This window comes from Rahnella sp. R3(2024) (assembly GCF_042920125.1).
Taxonomy (GTDB): Bacteria; Pseudomonadota; Gammaproteobacteria; order Enterobacterales; family Enterobacteriaceae; genus Rahnella; species Rahnella rivi.
In genome coordinates, this window is the sequence record NZ_JBHGBU010000001.1 from 1,525,363 (window position 1) to 1,544,703 (window position 19,341).

General features: G+C 54.0%; 17 protein-coding genes and 1 tRNA gene. 7 read left to right on the forward strand and 11 right to left on the reverse strand.

Annotated features, from left to right (window positions below):
• Positions 1-3: 3 nt before the first annotated feature.
• Positions 4-2,841 (reverse strand): bifunctional [glutamate--ammonia ligase]-adenylyl-L-tyrosine phosphorylase/[glutamate--ammonia-ligase] adenylyltransferase, encoded by a 2,838-nt coding sequence (gene glnE / locus ABSH60_RS06825; RefSeq protein WP_390973272.1) that lies wholly within the window; start codon positions 2,839-2,841, stop codon positions 4-6.
• Between the two features lie 57 nt (positions 2,842-2,898).
• The gene (locus ABSH60_RS06830) at positions 2,899-4,206 is read right to left on the reverse strand and encodes a CYTH domain-containing protein (RefSeq protein WP_390973274.1); all 1,308 of its coding nucleotides are present in this window, start codon (positions 4,204-4,206) and stop codon (positions 2,899-2,901) included.
• Between the two features lie 264 nt (positions 4,207-4,470).
• On the opposite strand from ABSH60_RS06830, the gene ABSH60_RS06835 reads away from it, so the two are divergent.
• Both ABSH60_RS06835 and ABSH60_RS06840 read left to right on the forward strand, forming a co-directional pair.
• Positions 4,471-5,091, forward strand: a complete 621-nt coding sequence (locus tag ABSH60_RS06835) for a TIGR04211 family SH3 domain-containing protein (RefSeq protein ID WP_056773002.1) — start codon at positions 4,471-4,473, stop codon at positions 5,089-5,091.
• 197 nt (positions 5,092-5,288) lie between these two features.
• On the forward strand, positions 5,289-6,524 hold the full coding sequence (locus ABSH60_RS06840) for a multifunctional CCA addition/repair protein (RefSeq protein ID WP_390973276.1): 1,236 nt from the start codon (positions 5,289-5,291) through the stop codon (positions 6,522-6,524).
• A 74-nt stretch (positions 6,525-6,598) separates the two neighbouring features.
• Here the strand turns inward: ABSH60_RS06840 and bacA are convergent, their stop codons facing one another.
• A complete protein-coding gene (gene bacA / locus ABSH60_RS06845) occupies positions 6,599-7,426 on the reverse strand; it encodes an undecaprenyl-diphosphate phosphatase (protein ID WP_390973278.1) in 828 nt (275 codons plus the stop codon).
• Between the two features lie 183 nt (positions 7,427-7,609).
• The gene (gene folB, locus ABSH60_RS06850) at positions 7,610-7,966 is read right to left on the reverse strand and encodes a bifunctional dihydroneopterin aldolase/7,8-dihydroneopterin epimerase (RefSeq protein WP_056773007.1); all 357 of its coding nucleotides are present in this window, start codon (positions 7,964-7,966) and stop codon (positions 7,610-7,612) included.
• 107 nt (positions 7,967-8,073) lie between these two features.
• On the opposite strand from folB, the gene plsY reads away from it, so the two are divergent.
• Positions 8,074-8,703, forward strand: a complete 630-nt coding sequence (gene plsY / locus ABSH60_RS06855) for a glycerol-3-phosphate 1-O-acyltransferase PlsY (protein ID WP_390973280.1) — start codon at positions 8,074-8,076, stop codon at positions 8,701-8,703.
• Positions 8,704-8,799: 96 nt separating this feature from the next.
• On the opposite strand, the gene tsaD is transcribed toward plsY, so the two are convergent.
• Complete coding sequence (gene tsaD, locus ABSH60_RS06860; RefSeq protein ID WP_122096474.1) at positions 8,800-9,813, reverse strand: tRNA (adenosine(37)-N6)-threonylcarbamoyltransferase complex transferase subunit TsaD; 1,014 nt, start codon at positions 9,811-9,813, stop codon at positions 8,800-8,802.
• Between the two features lie 344 nt (positions 9,814-10,157).
• Between tsaD and rpsU the strand changes: the two genes are divergently transcribed.
• From rpsU to rpoD, 3 genes are all read left to right on the forward strand, one after another.
• Positions 10,158-10,373 carry a 30S ribosomal protein S21 gene (gene rpsU, locus ABSH60_RS06865; RefSeq protein WP_001144069.1) on the forward strand — a complete coding sequence of 72 codons (216 nt, stop codon included), beginning with the start codon at positions 10,158-10,160 and terminating at the stop codon, positions 10,371-10,373.
• A gap of 134 nt (positions 10,374-10,507) precedes the next feature.
• A complete protein-coding gene (gene dnaG, locus ABSH60_RS06870; protein ID WP_056773016.1) occupies positions 10,508-12,256 on the forward strand; it encodes a DNA primase in 1,749 nt (582 codons plus the stop codon).
• Positions 12,257-12,447: 191 nt separating this feature from the next.
• Entirely contained in the window at positions 12,448-14,286 is a 1,839-nt protein-coding gene (gene rpoD, locus ABSH60_RS06875) for an RNA polymerase sigma factor RpoD (RefSeq protein WP_056773019.1), read from the forward strand.
• Positions 14,287-14,368: 82 nt separating this feature from the next.
• Here the strand turns inward: rpoD and mug are convergent, their stop codons facing one another.
• A complete protein-coding gene (gene mug / locus ABSH60_RS06880) occupies positions 14,369-14,866 on the reverse strand; it encodes a G/U mismatch-specific DNA glycosylase (RefSeq protein WP_390973298.1) in 498 nt (165 codons plus the stop codon).
• A 142-nt stretch (positions 14,867-15,008) separates the two neighbouring features.
• Here mug and ABSH60_RS06885 point away from each other — a divergent pair.
• A tRNA-Ile gene (locus tag ABSH60_RS06885) sits at positions 15,009-15,085 on the forward strand.
• Positions 15,086-15,178: 93 nt separating this feature from the next.
• On the opposite strand, the gene gdhA is transcribed toward ABSH60_RS06885, so the two are convergent.
• The 5 genes from gdhA to ABSH60_RS06910 form a co-directional block, all read right to left on the reverse strand.
• Positions 15,179-16,522: an NADP-specific glutamate dehydrogenase gene (gdhA, locus tag ABSH60_RS06890; RefSeq protein WP_390973300.1), complete on the reverse strand. Its 1,344-nt coding sequence runs from the start codon at positions 16,520-16,522 to the stop codon at positions 15,179-15,181.
• Between the two features lie 112 nt (positions 16,523-16,634).
• Positions 16,635-17,120, reverse strand: coding sequence for a methylated-DNA--[protein]-cysteine S-methyltransferase (locus ABSH60_RS06895; protein ID WP_390973302.1), 486 nt, complete (start codon positions 17,118-17,120; stop codon positions 16,635-16,637).
• A gap of 63 nt (positions 17,121-17,183) precedes the next feature.
• Positions 17,184-17,882 carry a phosphatase PAP2 family protein gene (locus tag ABSH60_RS06900; protein ID WP_056782377.1) on the reverse strand — a complete coding sequence of 233 codons (699 nt, stop codon included), beginning with the start codon at positions 17,880-17,882 and terminating at the stop codon, positions 17,184-17,186.
• Between the two features lie 70 nt (positions 17,883-17,952).
• On the reverse strand, positions 17,953-18,390 hold the full coding sequence (locus ABSH60_RS06905) for a DUF2000 family protein (protein ID WP_390973304.1): 438 nt from the start codon (positions 18,388-18,390) through the stop codon (positions 17,953-17,955).
• A 51-nt stretch (positions 18,391-18,441) separates the two neighbouring features.
• Positions 18,442-19,281: an AraC family transcriptional regulator gene (locus tag ABSH60_RS06910; protein ID WP_056782379.1), complete on the reverse strand. Its 840-nt coding sequence runs from the start codon at positions 19,279-19,281 to the stop codon at positions 18,442-18,444.
• Positions 19,282-19,341 lie beyond the last annotated feature (60 nt).

Sequence of the window (19,341 nt, forward strand, 5' to 3'; positions counted from 1 at the left end):
CCCTCAGCCGAGCCATTTCGCCCAGCTGGCGCGGATTTGCTCACGTTCTGTCGCAAAACTGCCTGCGGCGACTTTGCTGCCGTGTTCCTGCAGCGCGAGGTGATGGATTTCATCGCGCAGCGTGACGTAAGCCTGCGTCAGATTTCGCGCTTCGTCTTCAGGCATGATGTCATTTTGCGCCATCAGTTCGAAAATGCGGACGTTATCCGACCAGCGTGTCAGTTTCGGCTTCTCATGTGCAAAGCGTAAGACCAGATATTGTGCAATGAATTCAATATCGGTGATGCCACCCGGATCGGCTTTCAGATCAAATTCAGCGGACTTTTTACTGCCGAGGTGGGCATACATTTTTTCCCGCATCTCGCGGACTTCTTTTCGCAGCCCCTCCCCCTCACGCTCGCGGCAGAGAATATCGTGACGCGTGGCGTTGAACTGCTGCGCCAGCTGCGGATCGCCGTACACCACCCGCGCGCGCACCAGCGCCTGATGTTCCCAGGTCCAGGCTTCACTGGCCTGATAATCGGCAAAAGCTTCGATGGTGCTGACCAGCATGCCGGAAGCACCGGAAGGACGCAGTCGCGGATCGACTTCATAGAGAATGCCGGAGGCGGTACGCGTGCTGAATAAATGCATAATGCGTTGCGCCAGACGCAGGTAAAACTGACGTCCGTCGATGCTGCGCTCGCCGTCAGTCATCACTTCTGGCGCGCAATCAAGCAGGAAGACCAGATCCAAATCTGAGCTGTAACCCAGCTCCCAGCCGCCCAGTTTTCCATACCCGACCACGGCAAAACCGCGCCCTTCGCGCTGCTGAAGGTGCGCCGGCTGGCCATATTTTACGACCATCTGATCCCATGCCTGCTGCACAACCACGTCCAGAATGGCTTCGGCCAGATAGGTTAAATGGTCGCTCACTTTCATGACCGGCAGTGCGCCGGAAATATCACCGGCGGCGATGCGCAGATGTTGTGCCTGCTTGAACTGCCGGACGGCTTCCAGCTGTTGCTCTTCGTCTTCCGTCGGCACACGCATCAGGTACTGACGCAATTCATCACGGTACGCGCCGGGCTCAATCGGATGATACAGGGTGCGGGAATCGAGCAGTTCATCGAGCAACAGCGGGTGTCGCGCCAGCTGTGAGGCAACCATCGGTGAGGCGGCGCACAGCCGGATCAGCTGTTTGAGTGCGCCGGGATATTCCACCAGCAGTTCTATATAGGTCGTGCGCGTGACGATGTTCAGCAGCAATTGCATCAGACGTTGCAGGGTGACATCGGCATTTTTATAGGTACACACCTGCGCCAGTAAACGCGGCATCAGCAAATCAAGCTGATCTCGTCCACGCGGTCCGATGGTCCTTTTATCGACATCACGACGGAATTCGGCAATCTGCTGCAGGATATGACGTTGAGCATTGTCATCCAGCAGCGGCACCCACGGCGCCAGCTCGGAAGGCTCCAGCGTATCGATCCACAAACTGCTGAATTGCGACTGCTGCTGATCGTCGTCGACGTCCGGTGTGTCATCACCAATCAGATCATTAAATACCGCCCGCACGGCCTGCATGTGAGCATTCACGGCATCAAGAAGCTGCGGCCAGTCCGGATAATTCATTCCCCAGGCCAGACGCGCCTGATTCAGTTCATCCGCGGGCAGAGTCTGGGTTTGTTCGTCGGCGATCGCCTGCAAAAGGTTTTCCAGACGACGCAGGAACAAATAGCTGCCGCGCAGTTGCAGAACCTGCTCAACGGGCAGCAGTCCAAGTTTTTCCAGCGCCTGCAAGGTCGGCAGCAGGGCACGTTGTTGCAGGGCCGGTTCACGCCCGCCACGGATCAGCTGGAAAACCTGCACGATAAATTCGATTTCGCGGATACCACCGGCACCCAGCTTAATATTATCTTTCAGACCACGGCGACGTACTTCGCGGGCGATCATCCCTTTCATGTTGCGCAGGGACTGGATCACGCTGAAGTCGATATAACGACGGAACACGAACGGCTTTAGCATCTTGCGCAGTTCCTGGCTGCTGCTGTCCTCCGCGCCGCCCATCAGACGCGCTTTGACCATCGCGTACCGCTCCCAGTCACGTCCTTGTTCCTGGTAGTAATCTTCCAGCGCAGAAAAACTCATCACCAGCGGCCCGCTTTCACCAAACGGACGCAGGCGCATGTCGACCCGGTATACAAAACCGTCGATGGTCGGCTGATCCAGCGCTTTAATCAGGCGCTGCCCGAGACGCACAAAAAACTGCGAATTTTCCAGCTCACGGCGACCACCGCGGGTCTGGCCGTTTTCCGGATACGCAAAAATCAAATCGATATCCGAAGAGAAATTCAGCTCACCGCCACCCAGTTTCCCCATGCCGAGGATCAGCATTCGCTGCGGTTCCCCCGCCGCATTCACCGGCGTACCAAACTCACGGCAACAGGCGTCATACAGCCAGTCGCGGGCGCTGACGATCAATAACTCCGCAAGCTCGCTCAGCTGTTGCAGCGTGTCTTTCGCTTCGCTGGTTTGGGCCGCCTGTGACCAGGCAATGCGGGTGAGTATCCGGCGGCGAAACAGGCGCAGCGCCTTCATTAAACCGGCTTCATCACTGACGCCGGTTAGCGAGGCTTCCAGCCACTGGCGGTAAAACTGCCATTCCTGCGACTGCGGCGGATTTTGTTCGATTTCATGCCACCACTGAGGAAACGCCAGCAGGCTGTCCGTCACGAACTGACTGCTGGCCAGCACCGCCAGCGCAGCGTCGTCGGGAATAGGCAGATGTTCAGGATGTTCACGCCATTGCTCAAGCAAACTCCGGGCGTGGCTTTGCAAAACAGGGGAAAGTGGCAACATGAAATCAGATTCCTTGCAAAAAAAAGCCCGGGCAATGAGCCCAGGCTTATCAGTCAATTAACGTGGCTGGCCGTTTAGCCAGAAGGCATCCATCATCAACGCCTGCGAACGGGCAGAATCCTCCAGCGCCAGTTGCTTCTGGATAATCGCCTGTTGCAGCTCGGTCCAGCCCGCCAGATACGCGGCAACGTCACGCTCAGGGTAGGCACCTGACAGCAAATGGAAGGTGATGATCTGACGCTTCAGGCGTGCCAGCTGGTCGCGGTAACCTTCTTCGGTCAGCGGTTGTGCAAAGGCTTCTTTCAGGTCGGCAGCGGTACGGCCAAGCATGATGTCGGAGAAGCGTTTGAAAGAACCTTCGAGCTTCTTCGCTGATTTATCATCGATAAACGGCGTCCAGCCCGACATTGTCAGCCATGAGGTGAGCACTAACTTACATTTCAGATAGGCAGCGCTGAAGCAGACTTCCTGCGCATCGGCGGATTTCTGTTCCAGCACCGGCACCAGGTCAGTCAGCAAGGTGCGCAGCTCAGCAGAAGCCTTACGCGGCACCAGCCCGCCAAACAGCACCAGAATCTGACGCACAGTCTCTACGGCCTGCAACACTGCCGGACGCGCCAGTTTATCGCCGCGCGCCCACAGTTCTTCGTGATACTGCCAGTGGTCAAGCGCCAGCTCGAACATGCCCGCCATCGCCTGTTCCACGGTGGCTTTCGGTTTGGCCTGGAAAACCGGCAACGGTTTGATTTCACGTACCGGATTGCCTTTCGCCAGATGGTAACCGCGCGCAGCTTTGCTGAACCCACCCTGACGTAAACCGCCGTGCTCAGCGATTTCTGCGGCCAGCGCCAGTAAATCTGCGGTGTTACCTTTTTTCAGCTCAAGTTCGATTTCAGACAGCGGCTCAGACAATTCACCCGCCACCACCTCGCCCAAATCAAGACCCAGTTCGATCTCGCTTTCGCCGTAAGTGATCACCCACTTCTCACGGGTGAAATCCGTGCGGAATAACGGTGCCAGCGCTTTTTGCAGCGCCGCTACCTTGCAGCCTTCCGGCCAGATATCTTTCGGGAATGCGCTGAGCTTAAGCACCGGCTTTTTCAGCTCAACGTTATACTCCGGCCGCTGGTGTAAACCGCCCACCACTTTGCCGCCGGTTTTAAGGGTCATTTCATACTGATCGTCGAAACCGCGGATACGCAAGCCAATGTCGTGCGAACGTAAATAGTTTTCCGCAGTCTCAAAATAGATGTTGGTGAGTTTCGAAGGCGCGGTGTGCTCAGTGGTAAAACGAGCAAGTTGCGCGGGTAACTCGGCAATGGTGGCCGGGGTGGCGATAAATTTTAATTCTATTTCTACGGTCATAAGGGTCTTCACACCGATTCTTTGCTGCCAAAAGGGATAAATGCGTCTGTCCAATTCTACCATAAGCACTGCGCGCAAGCCGCATGTTGCGGGATTGTAAGATAGTTCTCATTCCGGTTTATGCATTGCGTCGTCACACTGTTGCCCTTACTATCGGTCACCAAATTAATGCGATCGCTAATAACTGCGGTTGCCAGAAGACGTATCCTGATAAGACGGATCCACACTTCACGTTCCCTAAATTCACAAAGAAACGATGAAATAATGCATAAATTACGCCTGATTGGTTTCGCTTTGCTTGGCTTAAGCATCACTTGGGGCGCTCATGCCGATGAGAAGCGCTACATTTCCGACGATTTGATTACTTATATCCACAGTGGTCCGGGTAATCAGTATCGCATTGTTGGCACGCTGAATGCCGGTGATGAAGTCACCTTACGCAGCGTCAATGACAGCACTAAGTACGGTGAAATCATTGACTCAAAAGGGAAAACCGCCTGGATCCCTCTCGATCAGTTAAGCAATCTGCCGAGCATCCGTACCCGTGTACCTGATCTTGAAAATCAGGTAAAAACGCTGACGGACAAGCTGACGAATATCGATTCCAGCTGGAACCAGCGTACTGCGGAAATGCAGAGCAAAGTGGCCTCCAGTGACAGCATTATCAACGCCCTGAAGAAAGAAAATCAGGAGTTGAAAAACCAGAAGATCATCGCCGAGAAGAAAGTTAACGCGGTAAATGTTCAGCTCGACGACAAGCAACGCACCATCATTTTACAGTGGTTCATGTACGGTGGCGGTGTGGCGGGCGTCGGTTTGGTTCTGGGTCTGCTGTTGCCGCACCTGATCCCGCGCCGCAAGAAAAAAGATCGCTGGATGAGCTGACAGGCTAACGCCTTTACAGGTTCCTGTTCAGAGTTAACGCTAAGGCACTTCGGTGCCTTTTCTTGTTTCCATTATCCGGTAAACAAACAGCAGTTACCGGCGATGATGAAGACCAGGTTTGCTATGATAACGTCAGAGTCCCTTCTTTATTTCAGCGCCGAGATGTGCTGAATTGACCTTACTTCAGGAGTTATCGCGTGGAGATTTACCTGGTTGGCGGCGCAGTCCGAGACAGTTTATTAAACCTGCCTGTGTCTGAACACGATTGGGTGGTCGTCGGCGCTACGCCTGAATACATGCTGGAAAACGGTTATCAGCAGGTCGGTAAAGATTTTCCGGTCTTCCTGCATCCGGTCAGCCGCGATGAATACGCGCTGGCGAGAACGGAACGGAAATCAGGTGCCGGTTACAACGGATTTACCTGTTACGCCGCGCCGGACGTGACGCTGGAACAGGATCTGATGCGTCGGGATCTGACCATCAATGCCATCGCCAAAAGCAAAGAAGGCGAACTTATCGATCCTTACCACGGCCAGCGTGATATCGGGCTGCGCCTGTTGCGCCACGTTTCCGACGCTTTCGGCGAAGATCCGCTGCGTGTTCTGCGCGTTGCCCGCTTTGCCGCGCGCTTTGCGCATTTAGGTTTTACGGTTGCCCCGGAAACCCGCACGCTGATGCAGCAGATGGCAGAAAGCGGTGAACTGGAAGCCCTGACGCCTGAACGTGTGTGGAAGGAGACGGAGAAGGCGTTGCAGACGCAGGATCCGCAGGTGTATTTCCAGGTGCTGCGCGACTGCGGCGCCCTGAAAGTCCTGTTCCCGGAAATTGACGCGCTGTTTGGCGTACCCGCGCCGGAGAAATGGCACCCGGAAATCGATACCGGCATACATACCCTGATGACGCTGAAAATAGCCAGCCAGCTGACGCCAGATGTTGATGTGCGTTTTTCGGCGCTTTGCCATGATTTGGGCAAGGCCCTGACCCCGCCGCAATTCTGGCCAGCCCATCACGGCCACGGCCCGGCAGGCGTGAAACTGGTGGAGAACCTCTGCCAGCGGCTGAAAATCCCGACGCATATTCGTGATCTGGCGAAGCTGGTGGCAGAGTTCCACGATCTCATCCATACCGTGAATAAATTGCGCCCGGAAACCCTGTTAAAACTGTTTGATACCATCGATGTCTGGCGTAAACCGCAGCGTCTTGAGCAAATGATCATGACCAGTGAAGCCGATGCCCGCGGACGCACAACCTTTGAAAACAATCCCTATCCGCAGGGGGATTACCTGCGTGAAGCCTTTAACATCGCGAGCAGTATTTCGAATAAAGAAGTGCTCGATGACGGTTTTCAGGGGATAGAAATCCGCGATGAGCTGAAAAAGCGACGGACGCAGATTCTGGCACAATGGAAAGCCGCGCAGGAACCCGCAATCTGATCTTCCGTTGTGGCGGAAAACCCATGAAAAAAAGCCCCGGACATTGTCACGGGGCTTTTTTATATTCGCTGAAATCAGGCAATAAAGACGAAGTAAACCGCCAGTGCCACGAAGAAGCGGTAGATCGCAAACGGAATAAACGAGATACGCTTGATCACGGCCAGGAAGGTTTTGATCGCAAACAGCGCAACGATAAACGCCGTCACAAAGCCAGTGGCGAACATCGGCAAATCGGCCATGCTCAGGAAACCATAGCTTTTATACACATCCAGCACCGTGGCGCCCAGCATCATCGGCACGGCCAACAGGAAGGAGAATTCGGACGAGGCAAAACGGCTGACGCCGAGTAACATCCCGCCACCAATGGTCGCTCCCGAACGGGAGAACCCCGGCCACAATGCCAGACACTGGAACACACCGATCAAAAATGCCTGTGCGTAAGTCATGTCATCCAGCCCTTCAGCGCGCGGCTTCTTCGGCTTGAACAGTTCGGCGGCAATCAGTAAAAAGCCCCCGACGACCAGCGCATACATCACATTTTTAGGTTCAAACAACGATTTGATCTGCGAGTGCAACAACAACCCCAGCACTGTCGCCGGGATCATGCCCAGAAGGATATGCAGCAGATTCAGACGGCGGGTTCCTGTGCCTTCGTGAACCGGTGGCTTACCAAAGTGCAGACCAATCATGCCGAACAGGCGACGCCAGAACATCACCACCACCGCCAGAATAGAACCCAGCTGGATGATCACTTCGAATGATTTCGCTTTATCCCCGGTGAACCCTAAAAGATTACCCACAATGATCATATGCCCGGTGGAGGAAACCGGTAAAAATTCGGTCAGCCCTTCCACCACTCCCATAATAACGGCAACCAGCAAAGAATGACTTTCAGCAATCATTAGCTTACCCAACCCCATCAGATACCCGCTTGCGGGAAAATATGCTGCACAGCAGACAATAAAAAAGCGACATCGTACTGAGCCGCTTCAATCAGCAGAGGCCTGTGAACCGGCATCTACTTTTAACGCTTCTTTATGACAATCAATAGACAAGCAGTTTCTGATTTCTATCCATCACCGGAATTAAAAACGTTGGCCGCGCTCGATGATCACCCCGACGTTCGCCGCCTGCGCTACTGCGCCGGGCTTGCTGAGTTTGATCCGCACCCACGGAGAATTAAATCGTTGCAGAAGCAGCGTCGCCACTTCTTCTGCGACACGTTCCACCAGAGCAAAGTTTTGCGAGGAAACATGCGCGATCACGGCTTCACTGACATCCGCGTAGCTTAAACAGTCATTCACATCATCGCTGGAAGCCGACTTGCGGTTATCCCACGCCATTTCGATATCGAACACCAGTTTCTGTTTAATGGTCTGTTCCCAATCGTAGGCACCAATAGTAGTGATTACATTTAGTTGCTCAATAAATACGATATCCATCACGCGTTTCTCTGTTTTTAGCCAAGCCGGATACCACTTCCAGCAGAAAATGCGTATTATCCATGGATGTTGCGATTAAAACGACCCTTATTAGACGGAACGGCTTTATGAGTGCTACCGCGCTTGGAATGATTATTTTCGCCTACCTTTGCGGCTCGATTTCCAGTGCGATTCTGGTCTGCCGGGTAGCCCGTTTGCCTGATCCACGCACCGCAGGATCCTGTAATCCCGGCGCGACAAATGTGTTGCGTCTGGGCGGACGCCTGGCTGCCGCTGCCGTCCTGATCTTCGACGTGCTCAAGGGTATGCTTCCCGTCTGGCTTGCCTACAGTTTCCACATTCCACCGATGTATCTTGGCCTGACGGCCATTGCGGCCTGCCTCGGCCACATTTACCCGGTCTTCTTCCGCTTTAAAGGCGGCAAGGGCGTGGCGACGGCCTTCGGTGCTATCGCCCCTATCGGCTGGGACCTGACCGGCCTGATGACCGGTACATGGCTGCTGACAGTATTGCTGAGCGGTTACTCGTCACTTGGCGCCATCGTGAGCGCGCTGATTGCACCGTTTTATGTCTGGTGGTTTAAACCCGAATTCACCTTCCCGGTGGCCATGCTTTCATGTCTGATTCTGTTGCGCCATCACGACAATATTCAGCGCCTGTGGCGTGGTCAGGAAGGGAAAATCTGGGATAAGCTGAAAAAGAAACGTAAAGCGGCGAAAGGCAATAAAGACGAATAACCCCGCATTGCAGACATAAAAAAAACGACCTCATGTGGGTCGTTTTTTTATGGGTTTATACCTCTGTACCGCCTGAGTTTGACAGCTTAGGTTGGCTCAGACGGGCGGTAATTCAGCCAAAGGCCAGCGCGGGCGAACCGTTACGCCCAGGTCTGGCGTTGCACCGGTTTTCAACCGAACCATACCCGCATAGGCGATCATCGCGCCGTTATCGGTACAAAATTCAGGGCGGGCATAGAAAACTTCGCCACCGCGTTTGGTCATCATCTCGGCTAATTTTGCGCGCAGCGTACGGTTTGCACTGACACCCCCGGCCATGACCAGCCGTTTAAAACCGGTCTGTTCCAGCGCGCGTTTACATTTAATCGCCAGCGTATCCACGACGGCATCTTCGAAAGCACGCGCGATATCCGCATGCGTTTGCGCATCGCTGTCATTGCCGCGAATGGTATTCGCCGCAAAAGTTTTCAGGCCCGAGAAACTGAAATCCAGTCCGGGACGATCGGTCATCGGACGCGGGAACGTAAATCGCCCAGCTACGCCTTCGGAGGCCATTTTCGACAAAAGCGGGCCGCCGGGATAATCCAGACCTAACAATTTTGCCGTTTTATCAAACGCTTCGCCTGCCGCATCATCAATGGATTCGCCCAGCAACGTGTATTCGCCGATCCCTGTGACGCTGATTAACTGCGTATGACCGCCAGACACCAGCAGCGCAACGAACGGAAAGTCAGGGGGATTATCTTCCAGCATTGGCGCCAGCAGATGGCCTTCCATGTGATGGACGGGCACTGCGGGCACATTCCAGGCGAATGCCAGAGAGCGGCCAATGGTCGCCCCTACCAGCAACGCGCCGACCAGGCCAGGACCTGCGGTATACGCGACACCATCAATATCCTGTGCGGTCAGCCCGGCTTCTTTGAGCGCAGCCTGAATCAGAGGTATTGTTTTACGGACGTGATCTCGCGAGGCCAGTTCTGGCACGACGCCGCCGTAATCTGCATGCAGTTTTACCTGACTATACAATTGGTTAGCTAACAAACCGGCTTCGCTGTCATAAACTGCAATTCCGGTTTCATCGCAGGACGTTTCAATACCCAGTACTCGCATCACTCTTTCCGTCATAGTTTCAGGCTAACTTGCGGCGCGCAGTTTAGCACACAAGCACCTGCGGGCGCTGCATCCGCGTGGTCATTCCTGCCAGTTACTTCCCCCCTCAGTATCAATCATCGTTACGGCCAATTAATGTCGAGCAATTTGGGTTGATTGGTATATAATCGGCGCCCGACGCAAAAGCGAGCGCACAATGTTGCAGAAGGGTTGCAGAAAGCACCCGTTTCAATTTGCCGTTATGCTTTACAAGGCGACGCGAATTGGAGTAAAATTCCGCACCATTTTGAAATGTGCTGGTACAACATCAGCAAACAAACCGATTTTATCGAGGTGAGAGGCACATGCCTGTAATTAAAGTACGTGAAAACGAGCCGTTCGACGTAGCTCTGCGTCGCTTCAAACGTTCCTGCGAAAAAGCAGGTGTATTAGCCGAAGTTCGTCGTCGTGAGTTCTATGAAAAACCGACTACTGAACGTAAACGCGCTAAAGCATCTGCAGTAAAACGCCACGCCAAGAAACTGGCTCGCGAAAACGCACGTCGCACTCGTCTGTATTAATCTTCGGGGGTAACCCCAATCGCGTGATTTGCAATATTAAGAACGCGCAGACTGCGTAGTAGCATACGAAGGCCGTGCTTTCCGAAAGGGATGCGCGGCTTGTTCTCGTTTATAGGCTAGTGAGTAAGGGGCTTATGGCTGGGAGAATTCCGCGCGTATTTATCAATGACTTGCTGGCCCGCATCGATATCGTCGATTTGATCGACGCCCGAGTAAAGCTCAAGAAACAGGGTAAAAACTATCACGCGTGCTGCCCTTTCCACCATGAGAAAACACCCTCATTTACCGTAAATGGCGATAAGCAGTTTTATCACTGTTTCGGCTGTGGTGCCCACGGCAATGCCGTCGATTTCCTGATGAACTATGACAGACTTGAGTTTGTCGAAAGCATTGAGGAACTGGCGACAATGCAAGGTTTGGAAGTGCCGTATGAAGCAGGCACGGGTCCAAGCCAGATGGAACGCCACCAGCGTCAAAGCCTCTACCAGTTGATGACCCCGCTCAGCGAGTTCTATCAACAGTCGCTTAAACAACCTGCAGGTGCACCCGCGAGGGAATATCTTGCCCAACGTGGTTTAAGTGCAGACGTCATCCAACATTTTGCCATCGGTTTCGCCCCGCCGGGTTGGGACAACGCCTTAAAGCGTTTTGGTAAAAATGCCGATGACAAAGCATCACTGATTGACGCCGGTATGTTGGTCACCAATGACAACGGACGCAGCTATGATCGCTTCCGCGAACGGGTCATGTTCCCGATCCGCGATAAGCGTGGCCGCGTGATTGCATTTGGTGGCAGGGTTTTGGGTGACGGTACCCCGAAATACCTCAACTCACCGGAAACTGAAATTTTCCATAAAGGCCGCCAGCTCTATGGCCTTTATGAAGCGCAATTGAAACACCCGACCCCGACGCGTTTGCTGGTGGTTGAAGGGTATATGGACGTCGTGGCACTGGCGCAGTTCGGCATTGATTATGCCGTCGCATCACTGGGGACATCCACCACGGCCGACCATATTCAGCTGATGTTCCGCAGTACGGATACCGTCGTTTGCTGTTATGACGGTGACCGTGCAGGGCGTGAAGCCGCGTGGCGTGCGCTGGAAACAGCGTTGCCGTATCTCAACGATGGGCGTCAGCTGCGGTTTATGTTTTTACCCGACGGCGAAGATCCGGACACTCTGGTGCGCAAAGAAGGTAAAGACGCGTTCGAACAACGAATGGAACAGGCGATGCCGCTGTCGACATTCCTGTTTGATTCGCTGATGCCGCAGGTCGATTTGAGCAGCCCTGACGGGCGGACCAAATTGAGTATGCTGGCATTGCCGCTGATCCGTCAGGTACCCGGTGAAACATTGCGCATGTATTTGCGTCAGCAGTTAGGGAACAAGCTCGGCATTTTGGATGACAGTCAGCTCGAAAAGCTGATGCCCAAACAGGCCGAGAATGGCAATAGCTATCAGGCGCCCCAGCTAAAACGCACAACCATGCGTATACTTATAGGGTTACTGGTACAAAATCCACAACTGGCTACACTTATACCCTCGCTGCAAGGTTTGGAACAAGCGAAGCAACCTGGACTGGATTTGTTCAGCGAGTTAGTCAGCACTTGCTTAGCCCAACCGGGGCTGACAACCGGCCAGTTACTGGAACTTTATCGCGACAATAAGTTCTACCAACAGCTTGAAACTCTGGCGACATGGAACCACATGATCGTAGAGGACATGGTCGAAGAAGAATTTCGTGCCACGCTCGCCAGCCTGTATGACTCAATTTTAGAGCAACGGCTTGAAACCTTGATAGCAAAAGCCAGGACGCACGGCCTGAGCCCGGAGGAACGCACAGAAGTCAGTTCCCTGAATCAGGTATTAGCGAGAAAGAACTAAAAATTAGAACATATCGGTAGCGCGTGAGGCGCTATCTCAGAACACGGCTTAAGTGCCGATTAAAAGCGGGGCATGGCCCTGCGCAGAGCCGCCCTGGTGGGCCGCGGCACAATAAACGCCCCTAACGTTATTGTTGGCGATATCACCCGACCGACACGAACCCAAATACTCTGAAGTGTGGATACCGTCTTATGGAGCAAAACCCGCAGTCACAGCTTAAGCTACTTGTCACCCGTGGTAAGGAGCAAGGCTATCTGACCTTTGCTGAGGTCAATGACCATCTGCCGGAAGATATCGTCGACTCCGATCAGATCGAAGACATCATCCAGATGATTAACGACATGGGCATCCAGGTTCTTGAAGAAGCGCCGGACGCCGATGATTTGATGCTGGCCGAAAACCGCCCTGATACCGATGAAGATGCTGCAGAAGCCGCGGCACAGGTACTTTCAAGCGTTGAATCCGAAATTGGTCGTACTACCGATCCTGTGCGTATGTACATGCGCGAAATGGGTACCGTTGAACTTCTGACCCGTGAAGGCGAAATCGACATCGCCAAACGTATCGAAGACGGTATCAATCAGGTGCAGTGCTCCGTTGCTGAATACCCTGAAGCTATCACCTATTTGTTAGAACAATATGACCGTGTGGAAGCAGGTGAAGCTCGTCTGTCTGATCTGATCACCGGTTTTGTTGATCCTAACGCTGAAGAAGAAATCGCGCCGACCGCCACTCACGTAGGTTCTGAACTGACCACCGAAGAGCAGAACGACAACGACGACGATGAAGAAGATGACGACGATGCTGAAGACGACAACAGCATCGATCCTGAACTGGCGCGCCAGAAGTTCACCGATCTGCGTGAGCAACACGAAGCGACCCGTGCCGTTATCAAGAAAAATGGCCGTAACCACAAAAGCGCTGCTGAAGAAATTCTGAAGCTGTCCGATGTGTTTAAACAGTTCCGTCTGGTGCCTAAACAGTTCGATTTCCTGGTCAACAGCATGCGTTCCATGATGGATCGCGTCCGTACTCAGGAACGTCTGATCATGAAGGTGTGCGTTGAACAGTGCAAAATGCCGAAGAAAAACTTCGTCAATCTGTTCGCCGGTAACGAAACCAGCGATACCTGGTTTGATGCGGCTCTGGCAATGGGTAAACCATGGTCTGAGAAGCTGAAAGAAGTCACCGAAGACGTGCAGCGCGGCCTGATGAAACTGCGTCAGATCGAAGAAGAAACGGGCCTGACGATTGAACAGGTCAAAGACATTAACCGTCGCATGTCGATCGGCGAAGCGAAAGCCCGCCGCGCCAAGAAAGAGATGGTTGAAGCAAACTTACGTCTGGTTATTTCTATCGCGAAGAAATATACCAACCGTGGTCTGCAGTTCCTTGATCTGATTCAGGAAGGTAACATCGGCCTGATGAAAGCCGTTGATAAGTTTGAATATCGCCGTGGTTATAAGTTCTCAACTTATGCGACCTGGTGGATCCGTCAGGCTATCACCCGCTCCATCGCCGACCAGGCGCGTACCATCCGTATCCCGGTGCATATGATTGAGACGATCAACAAACTCAACCGTATCTCCCGCCAGATGCTGCAAGAGATGGGCCGTGAGCCGACGCCGGAAGAGCTGGCTGAACGTATGCTGATGCCGGAAGACAAAATCCGCAAAGTGCTGAAAATTGCGAAAGAGCCAATTTCCATGGAAACGCCAATCGGCGACGATGAAGATTCGCATCTGGGTGATTTCATCGAGGATACCACCCTCGAGCTGCCACTGGATTCTGCCACGTCTGAAAGCCTGCGTTCTGCAACGCACGACGTACTGGCTGGCCTGACCGCACGTGAAGCGAAAGTTCTGCGTATGCGTTTCGGTATCGATATGAACACTGACCACACGCTTGAAGAAGTGGGCAAACAGTTCGACGTAACCCGTGAACGTATCCGTCAGATCGAAGCGAAAGCGTTGCGTAAACTGCGCCACCCAAGCCGCTCTGAAGTGCTGCGCAGCTTCCTGGACGACTAGTCGTCCTCAGGCTGACAGCCATTAAAAAGCCCCGCCCTCCTCTGGAAGTGGCGGGGCTTTTTTATTCTGTCTATCTGACGTCTCAGGCGTTCAGTGCGTCATACAATTCTTTGTAAGACGCGACCAGGCTGTCGAGTGTCGCACGATTCAGCCCGCTGGGATTAGGCAGCACCCAGACCTCTGTGTCACCGATTTTCAGAGCCTGACGACCCCAGTTCACCTTGCTGATACCAAACGCTTTACTGAAAGCCTGCTTGCCCAGCACCGCCAGCGCCCGCGGCTGATAGCGTTCAATCTTCTCTGTCAGTGCCGCCCCGCCTTCCCGCAGCTCATCGCGCACCAGTTCAGTCGCTTCCACTGTAGGGCGCTCTACCAGCATGGTGATACCACAGCCGGTATCCAGCAGATGCTGCTCTTCTTCAGGTTTAAGAAGACGCACAGTAAACCCGGCCTGATGGATAACTTTCCAGAAGCGGTTATTGGCATTAGCAAAATGATAACCGTGGTGCGCCGTCGACAGACCAGGATTGATACCGCAAAAAACCACGGTCAGATCCTTATCAATAATATCAGTAATCATAATCTTGCCCTGAAACGTATTTGCAGTGATTATCGATAAAATAGTTAACGATCACAATATGCTGCAACTGCGCACAAAACGCGCATACACACCGAACACATATAGACCTCTGAGCAAAGTTTACCGTATAATCCCGCACCTCGGCCCTTTAGCTCAGTTGGTTAGAGCACGCGACTCATAATCGCTTGGTCGCTGGTTCAAGTCCAGCAAGGGCCACCAAATTTTAGCTTTAGAATCATATAATTAAGCCACTTCTCGCGAAGTGGCTTTTTTGTTAGCTAAATTCATTGCCCCAAAAGTGACGCCCTAAAATCAGAGCACACCCTGCGCCAGCATCGCGTCCGCCACTTTGACGAAGCCTGCGATATTTGCGCCACGCACATACTGCGTCTGCCGGCCTTCGCCGCCGTACTCGACGCACGACTGATGAATATCCAGCATGATGTGACGTAAACGCGCATCCACTTCTTCGGCTTTCCAGCTCAGACGCGCGGCGTTCTGTGCCATCTCCAGCCCGGACGTCGCCACGCCGCCGGCGTTCGCCGCTTTGCCCGGCGCGAACAACACGCCCGCGTCGGTGAACAAGTCGGTCGCTTCAATGGTGGTCGGCATGTTCGCGCCTTCGGCTACCGCTTTCACGCCATTGGCAATCAGCACGCGTGCCGCTGCGGCATCCAGTTCATTTTGCGTGGCGCACGGCAGCGCGATATCCACCGGCACATTCCACGGTTGCTGGCCTTCGAGATACGTCAGCCCGAGCTTTTGTGCGTAATCGGCTACGCGGCCATCGCGGCTGGCTTTGATTTCCGTCAGCAGCGCCAGTTTTTCAGGGGTGAAACCGGCTTCATCGACCACGGTGCCGTTGGAATCGGATGCAGTGATCACCCGCGCGCCCAGTGACATGGCTTTTTCAATTGCATATTGCGCGACGTTACCGGAACCGGATACCGCTACGCGCATGCCTTCAAAATCCAGACCGTGACGTTTAAGCATCGATTCAGTGAAATAAATCAGGCCGTAACCGGTGGCTTCCGGGCGGATCAGACTGCCACCGAACGACAAGCCTTTGCCGGTGAACACGCTGGCCGTATTGTTGGAGAGCTTTTTCATCATCCCCGCCATATACCCGACCTCACGCCCGCCGACGCCGATATCGCCCGCAGGCACATCGGTGTCCGGCCCGAGATGACGATACAGTTCAAGCATCAGCGCCTGACAGAAACGCATGATCTCGCCTTCGCTTTTGCCTTTCGGGTTGAAATCACTGCCGCCCTTCCCGCCACCCATCGGCAACGTGGTCAGCGCATTTTTGAAAGTCTGTTCAAAGCCCAGGAATTTGAGAATCGATAAATTAACCGACGGATGGAAACGCATTCCGCCTTTGTACGGGCCGATGGCCGAGCTGAACTGCACGCGCCAGCCACGGTTCACCTGCACCTGATTTTTGTCATCCACCCACGCAATGCGAAACTGAATGACACGCTCCGGCTCCACCAGACGCTCCATTAAAGCCGAACGGCGGTATTGCGGATGTTGTTCGAGGAAAGGCCACAGCGTAGTCATGACTTCGCGTACGGCCTGGGAGAATTCGACCTGATGCGGGTCGCGTTGCTGGACTGAGGATAAGAACTGTTCGAGGGATTGAATCTGATCCATTAATGTAGAACTCCGTCTGTAAGTGATGTTGTCTTTTTTATTTACTGCTTATTTTTTGACTATGCATCGACTGACAAGCGGACTTCAAGCAATTTATTTCCCGATAAAAACCTTACGATTTACGACCTTCCAGTTTTAATAACAATGCCTTGTTATCCAGCCCGCCTGCAAAGCCGGTTAACTTACCGGAAGCGCCAATCACACGGTGGCAAGGCGCCACAATAGAAATGGGGTTGCGGCCATTGGCGGCACCGACGGCGCGAACCGCTTTAGGGCGGCCGATACGCCGGGCAATATCGCTATAACTGCGCGTCTCGCCAAACGGGATTTCCAGCAACGCTGCCCAGACTTCTTTCTGGAATACGGTGCCGGTAAAATCGAGCTCCAGCTCAAAACGCGTGCGTTCGCCGGCGAAATATTCGTTCAGCTGTTGCTCGGTTTTCAGCAGGATGGGAAACGCCGGGTCTTCGGTCATCTCACCCAGAGGCACGCGTCCGTCGATTTCACATTCCCACAAAATAGCCGTCAGTTTGTCGCCTTTCGCCGCCAGGGTCAGCAACCCGACCGGTGACGCCATTCGCTTGAATCTGTATTCCATCAGTCCCTTCCTCTGCGAGTTTTACGCCCCACACTTTACCGGAAAGGCAGGAACTGACGAAAATTATTTCAGGCCCAGCTGGGTGCGAAGTTCTGTTTTTGCCGCATCGAATTCCGTTTTGAAATCCGGCTGCTCTTCCATTTTTTGTGCGATCAACGCAGCACCGGTGCGGCTCATGACGGTATCAGAACGGTAATGGAAACCGGCCACCAGACGGTTTTCCGCGTAACCGGCCGCACGGGTAAACAGCGCGTTGCGTTTTTCCGGCACCATTTCGCCCAGCACCGTCGCCATCAGATACCCTACCGTCGAATGGCCGGAAGGCCATGAACCGGATTTGGATTTTTTCAGCAGCGGATGGATTTGTTCATCGAGCATGTACGGGCGCGGGCGGTTGAAGGCTTTCTTGGCGTGGTCGTCCACCACGTCTTCGGTCGCGATAATCCGGTCAAACAGCGCGGCGGTTTTCGGCAGTTTCGCGGCGTCAAAATCCGGCCCCATCACATCGGCAAAACGCCAGACGTTTTCTTCAGCATCGGCAATCGCCGCTTTTTCCTGCTCCGGCGTGCGGGTGGCCTGAATCTCAAGCAATTCTTTCAGTTCCGCTTTGGTCTTTGCCGAATCATCCGCCGGCGGCGCAGGCAGATATTTGGTCAGATCCAGTTCCTGAGCCGTGATAAAGGGTTTGGCTTCGTCAGCAGCCTGAACGGCAAAGGTGGAACCGAGGGTGAAAAGCAGCAGAGCAATGAGGGACTTACGCACGGTGAAACTCCTGATAGTAGTGTGAATATCAGGAGAGTAGAGAAGGAATGTGACGGTTAAATGACAGGCATCAGCTCAGTAATCCCAGTTTGCCGGTCAGCTTGCGGACCCCTTTTTTATTTCCGGCCAGCGCGATCCCCAGCAGTTGCAGGCTTTCTGTCGGCACCGCTGAAACCGCCTCACGAAAGGCTGCGTAGTCGGTGGTTTGCTGCCCTTCGACCGGGAAAATAATGCCGTCCATTTCATCGTCATTGAGCAGATGCTGATGCAGTTGCGTCAGTTGTTCAGCATCGGCCACTAACACGCTGATACCGATCGGGATCAGCCCCGGATGCTCGCGGTTATCGGCATCAATCAGCGGCGCGCCCACCAGCGACGGATGGCGTTGTCCGAGCGTCAGCGCCAGTACTGCTGCGGCATTGGCGGCATGTCCGGCGGCCAGTTGCTGGTTGATGACGATCACGCAGCGTTCAGGCAGCGAAGGTAAAAGGGTGGCAGGCGTATTCATTATGACAGGCTCCGTTTCAGTTGAAATCTGAGCTTAACCCGTCACTTTTTCTCAATCTGGAAGATTTGTGCACAGACGCCGGTAATGTGCCGGCGTGAGCTGATAGGCGCGGCGAAACCAGCGCCCGAGATGACTTTGATCGGCAAACCCTAAATCGGCTGCGACGGCTGCTGGCGTACGCCCGAGCGCCAGCCCTTCCCGCGCACGGGTAAGTTTCAGCTGAATAAGGTAGGCGTGCGGCGGTAAACCGAATTCAGCTTTAAACGCACGGCTGACCACAAAACGGCTTTCACAGGTCGCCGCCGCCAGTTGCTCAAGGCCAATGTCTTCATGCAGATGCGCATGCAGATAGTCGCGCGCCTGATGCGCCACGCGTGACCACGGCGCTTCGCCCTGCAAACGCGGCGGCTGCCAGGTGAGATGCCCGCCCAGCGCGCTGAGTAATCCGTCGAGCGCGGTCTGACGCACAATGCGCAGCTCTTTGCCGTGCAACGCCTGAAACGCCAGCGAGGTCGCCTGCGCCAGCTGCGGATCCTGCGCTAAGGTATTTTCGAAACTCGGATCACCGGCAGATGAAAGGGAATCGCGTCGTGCCGCCAGTTCGCGGCTCAGCCATTGCGGATCGAGATATAACATCTGATAAGTAAAACCGCCGGGCTGCACGGCATCACCATCGTGGATTTCGCCCGGCTCGAGCATAAAGACTTTCCCCGGCAGGCTCTGATGTTTCTGACGACGACAGCTGAACTGCTGCAATCCGTATTGGGTCACGCCGACTAAATAGCTGTCATGCCAGTGAGGATCGTACGCATGGCCTTCGAAATGGGCGTGGATCGTCTCGATCCCGCTGTCTTTATCTTTCGATAAATCGACCCAGTTTGCAGACGCCATAAATCCCCCGCTGATTGAATTAACAACAGGGTAACAAACAGGTGGGGGAAAGAGAAAGGG

Bases quoted from the DNA above. Each gene is read 5' to 3' on its own strand.
- glnE (WP_390973272.1), bottom strand. From the start codon at position 2,841: ATGTTGCCACTTTCCCCTGTTTTGCAAAGCCACGCCCGGAGTTTGCTT.
- ABSH60_RS06830 (WP_390973274.1), bottom strand. From the start codon at position 4,206: ATGACCGTAGAAATAGAATTAAAATTTATCGCCACCCCGGCCACCATT.
- ABSH60_RS06835 (WP_056773002.1), top strand. From the start codon at position 4,471: ATGCATAAATTACGCCTGATTGGTTTCGCTTTGCTTGGCTTAAGCATC.
- bacA (WP_390973278.1), bottom strand. From the start codon at position 7,426: ATGATTGCTGAAAGTCATTCTTTGCTGGTTGCCGTTATTATGGGAGTG.
- folB (WP_056773007.1), bottom strand. From the start codon at position 7,966: ATGGATATCGTATTTATTGAGCAACTAAATGTAATCACTACTATTGGT.
- plsY (WP_390973280.1), top strand. From the start codon at position 8,074: ATGAGTGCTACCGCGCTTGGAATGATTATTTTCGCCTACCTTTGCGGC.
- tsaD (WP_122096474.1), bottom strand. From the start codon at position 9,813: ATGCGAGTACTGGGTATTGAAACGTCCTGCGATGAAACCGGAATTGCA.
- rpsU (WP_001144069.1), top strand. From the start codon at position 10,158: ATGCCTGTAATTAAAGTACGTGAAAACGAGCCGTTCGACGTAGCTCTG.
- dnaG (WP_056773016.1), top strand. From the start codon at position 10,508: ATGGCTGGGAGAATTCCGCGCGTATTTATCAATGACTTGCTGGCCCGC.
- rpoD (WP_056773019.1), top strand. From the start codon at position 12,448: ATGGAGCAAAACCCGCAGTCACAGCTTAAGCTACTTGTCACCCGTGGT.
- mug (WP_390973298.1), bottom strand. From the start codon at position 14,866: ATGATTACTGATATTATTGATAAGGATCTGACCGTGGTTTTTTGCGGT.
- gdhA (WP_390973300.1), bottom strand. From the start codon at position 16,522: ATGGATCAGATTCAATCCCTCGAACAGTTCTTATCCTCAGTCCAGCAA.
- ABSH60_RS06895 (WP_390973302.1), bottom strand. From the start codon at position 17,120: ATGGAATACAGATTCAAGCGAATGGCGTCACCGGTCGGGTTGCTGACC.
- ABSH60_RS06905 (WP_390973304.1), bottom strand. From the start codon at position 18,390: ATGAATACGCCTGCCACCCTTTTACCTTCGCTGCCTGAACGCTGCGTG.
- ABSH60_RS06910 (WP_056782379.1), bottom strand. From the start codon at position 19,281: ATGGCGTCTGCAAACTGGGTCGATTTATCGAAAGATAAAGACAGCGGG.